Raw genomic sequence first — 3300 nt, 5'->3', positions numbered from 1 at the left:
GGCCTGGTCGGGCTTGGACTTCATTTCCTTGAGGTCGTGCCCGGCGCAGAAGGCCTTGCCGTTGGCGGCGATCACCAGCACGCGCGCGGCCGGGTCGGCGGCCACCGCGTCCAGCGCCTGCCCGAACGCGGCCATCATGGCCTCGGACAGGGCGTTGAAGGCCTTGGGCTGGTTCAGGGTGATGGTGTGCACGCCGCGCTCGTCGCGGCTGTGCAGCAGGATGTCTTCGCTCATGTCTGTTGTCTCCTCGCCAATCACAGGTCGGCCAGCGCGCGGATGTGGGCTTCCACGCTGCGCGCCAGGGAACTCAGGTCGTAGCCGCCTTCGAGGCAACTGACGATGCGGCCCTTGGCGTGGCGTTGGGCGACTTCCTTGATGCGTTCGGTGATCCAGATGTAGTCCTGTTCCACCAGGCCCATCTGGCCCATGTCGTCTTCGCGGTGGGCATCGAAGCCGGCGCTGATGAAGATCATCTGGGGCTTGTGCGCGTCCAGCCGCGGCAGCCACATCATGTCGATCAGCTCGCGCACGTCCATGCCCTTGGTGTAGGCCGGCACGGGCAGGTTCACCAGGTTCGCCGCGTTGGAATGGTCCCACGGCGGGTAGAAAGGGTGCTGGTAAAAGCTGCACATGAGGATGCGGTCGTCACCGGCCACGATGTCCTCGGTGCCGTTGCCGTGGTGCACGTCGAAGTCGATGATGGCAACACGCTTGAGTCCGTGGCGCTCCAGTGCGTACTTGGCCGCCACCGCCACGTTGTTGACAAAACAGAAGCCCATGGCCTTGTCGCGCGTGGCGTGGTGGCCAGGCGGGCGCACAGCGCAAAAGGCGTTGGCCAGCTCACCGGCCATGACCGCGTCGGTGGCGTCGATGGCCGCCCCCGCCGCGCGCAGGATGGCGTCCCAGCTGTGCACGTTGATGGACGTGTCGGGGTCGATCTGCGCGTGCGTCGGGCCGCCGGCATTGATGTCGTCGCGCAGCTGGTCAGAGAGGCCGCGCAGCGCCGCCAGGTGCATGCGGCCATGGGCCAGTTCCAGGTCGGCCAGCGGGGCCGGGCTGGCTTCGCGGCGCTGCAGCAGCGCGTCCAGCCCGGAGGCGAGCAGCCGGTCCTGGATCGCGTCCAGCCGCGCCGGGCACTCGGGGTGCCCGCCGCCCATCTCGTGTCTCCAGCAATCGGGGTGGGTGAAATATCCGGTGGCCTGGCTCATCGTTTTTTTTACGGTAAGGTGGCCGGCATGAGCACCGACCCCAAGATCCAACAACTGCTGAATCAGCTTAACACGGTCATTGTGGGCAAGGCCCCGCAGGTGAGCGACTGCGTGGCCTGCCTGCTGGCGGGCGGCCACCTGCTGATCGAAGACGTGCCCGGTGTGGGCAAGACCACGCTGGCCCATGCGCTCTCGCGCAGCTTCGGGCTGCAGTTCTCGCGCGTGCAGTTCACCGCCGACCTGATGCCGAGCGACCTGGTGGGCGTGTCCATTTACGAACGCGGACGCGAAGGTTTCGTCTTCCACGCCGGCCCGGTGTTCGCCCAGGTGCTGCTGGCCGACGAGATCAACCGCGCCAGCCCCAAGACGCAGAGCGCCCTGCTCGAAGCCATGGAAGAAAAGCAGGTCACGGTCGAGGGCTCCACCCGCACCCTGCCCAATCCGTTCTTCGTCATCGCCACCCAGAACCCGCACGACCAGCTGGGCACCTACGCCCTGCCCGAATCGCAGCTGGACCGTTTCCACATGCGCCTGTCGCTGGGCTACCCGGACCGCGCGGCCGAGCGCGAACTGCTGCGCGGCGCCGACCGGCGCGACATGGTCGATGCGCTGCCGCCGGTGCTGAGCCCGGCCGAGCTGGCGCGGCTGCAACAGGCCGTGGCCGCGGTGCACACGGCCGAGCCGGTGCTGGACTACCTGCAGGATCTGGTGAACGCCACCCGCACGGGCCGCTGGTTCGCACAAGGCCTGTCGCCACGCGCCGCGCTGGCCGTGGTGCGCGCCGCCAAGGCCCAGGCTTACCTGCAGGGGCGCGACTACGTGGCGCCCGACGACATCGCCGCCATCCTGCCGCAGACCGCGGCGCACCGCCTGGTGCCGGTGAGCGACGCGGGGCGCGGTGCCATCGAGCAGGTCAAGGCCATGATCGACGCCACGCCCCTGCCGTGAACCCCTTGCGCACCCTGCGGAACCGCTTCCGGCGCTGGTTCCACGACCGCCTGCCGCGCAGCGACACGCTCACGCTGCACCAGCGCAACGTCTACATCCTGCCCACGCGCGCGGGCTGGATGCTGGGCCTGACCCTGCTGGTGCTGCTGGTGGGCAGCATCAACTACCAGCTCAACCTGGGTTACCTGCTCACCTTCCTGCTGGCCGGTAGCGCGGTGGTGGGCATGCACATCTGCCACGGCAACCTGCGCGGGCTCACCCTGCACCTGAGCCCCCCCGCACCGGTGCACGCCGGGCAGGCCGCGCTGCTGGACCTGCGGCTGGCCAACGAACGCAAGACACCGCGCCACGGCATCGGCCTGGGCGTGCTGGCCGACGGCGGCCTGGCCGACACCCACCTGGGCTGGACCGACGTGACCGCACAAGGCAGCACCCCGGTGCAGGTGGCCTGGGCGCCGCCCCGGCGCGGCGTGCACCCGCTGCCCGCGCTGACCGCGCTCACGCTCTACCCGCTGGGCACCTTTCGCGTCTGGACGGTGTGGCGCCCCGCGGCCGAGCTGCTGGTCTACCCCGCGCCCGAAGCGCACCCGCCGCCCCTGCCCCCGGGCCAGCCCCAGCCCGGCCACGCCAGCAGCAGCGCGCGCGTGCAGGCCACGGGCGAATTCGACGGCGTGCGCGCCTACCGCCGCGGCGACCCGCAGAAAAACATCGTCTGGAAAAAAGCCGCCCAGGCCTTTGCCGCCGGCCGCGACGACCTGGTCAGCCGCGACGCGCTGAGCACCCAGCGCCAGCAACTGTGGCTGGACTTCGCACAGACCGGCACGCACGAGGTCGAGGCGCGCCTGTCGCGCCTGACGGCCTGGGTGCTGATGGCCGACCGCCTGGGGCTGGACTACGGCCTGCGCCTGCCGGGCCGCGAGATTCCGCCCGACCAGGGCTCCGGGCACAAGGCCCGCTGCCTGGAGGCGTTGGCAAGATCATGAAGCACCCCCTGCGCCGCTGCGCGTCTTCCCCCTCTCCTGCGGGAGGGGGACGCGGCCTGTGGCCCGGCCAAGCCGGTTCCACGGCCGCCCTGGCACAACCCCCTTCGCTCCGGCGTCGTTTCTGACATGGCCGCCACGTCCTTGACTTCCCTCCCACGCGA

Annotated in this window: 4 protein-coding genes; 2 read left to right on the top strand and 2 right to left on the bottom strand. The window is 70.1% G+C overall.

The annotated features are described in order from the left end of the window. Both ACR2JA_RS13995 and ACR2JA_RS13990 read right to left on the bottom strand, forming a co-directional pair. A partial coding sequence (locus ACR2JA_RS13995) for an enoyl-CoA hydratase-related protein (protein ID WP_434009692.1) occupies positions 1-234 on the bottom strand: 234 nt, incomplete at its 3' end. 20 nt (positions 235-254) lie between these two features. Next, the gene (locus tag ACR2JA_RS13990) at positions 255-1208 is read right to left on the bottom strand and encodes a histone deacetylase family protein (protein ID WP_434009691.1); all 954 of its coding nucleotides are present in this window, start codon (positions 1206-1208) and stop codon (positions 255-257) included. Between the two features lie 27 nt (positions 1209-1235). Here ACR2JA_RS13990 and ACR2JA_RS13985 point away from each other — a divergent pair, with 27 nt between their 5' ends. Both ACR2JA_RS13985 and ACR2JA_RS13980 read left to right on the top strand, forming a co-directional pair. Further along, complete coding sequence (locus tag ACR2JA_RS13985; protein ID WP_434009690.1) at positions 1236-2156, top strand: AAA family ATPase; 921 nt, start codon at positions 1236-1238, stop codon at positions 2154-2156. Beyond that, positions 2153-3139: a DUF58 domain-containing protein gene (locus ACR2JA_RS13980; RefSeq protein ID WP_434009689.1), complete on the top strand. Its 987-nt coding sequence runs from the start codon at positions 2153-2155 to the stop codon at positions 3137-3139. Before ACR2JA_RS13985 ends, ACR2JA_RS13980 begins: the two co-directional genes overlap by 4 nt. Positions 3140-3300 lie beyond the last annotated feature (161 nt).

The sequence above is a fragment of the Hydrogenophaga sp. genome (assembly GCF_051007235.1).
In the GTDB taxonomy this organism is placed as follows: domain Bacteria; phylum Pseudomonadota; class Gammaproteobacteria; order Burkholderiales; family Burkholderiaceae_C; genus Hydrogenophaga.
The sequence above is the reverse complement of the archived record's forward strand: the minus strand, read 5'-3'. Positions and strand labels throughout refer to the sequence as shown.

What these genes read in the sequence shown, in the direction of transcription:
- ACR2JA_RS13990 (WP_434009691.1), bottom strand. Translation starts at nt 1,208, where the DNA reads ATGAGCCAGGCCACCGGATATTTCACCCACCCCGATTGCTGGAGACAC.
- ACR2JA_RS13985 (WP_434009690.1), top strand. Translation starts at nt 1,236, where the DNA reads ATGAGCACCGACCCCAAGATCCAACAACTGCTGAATCAGCTTAACACG.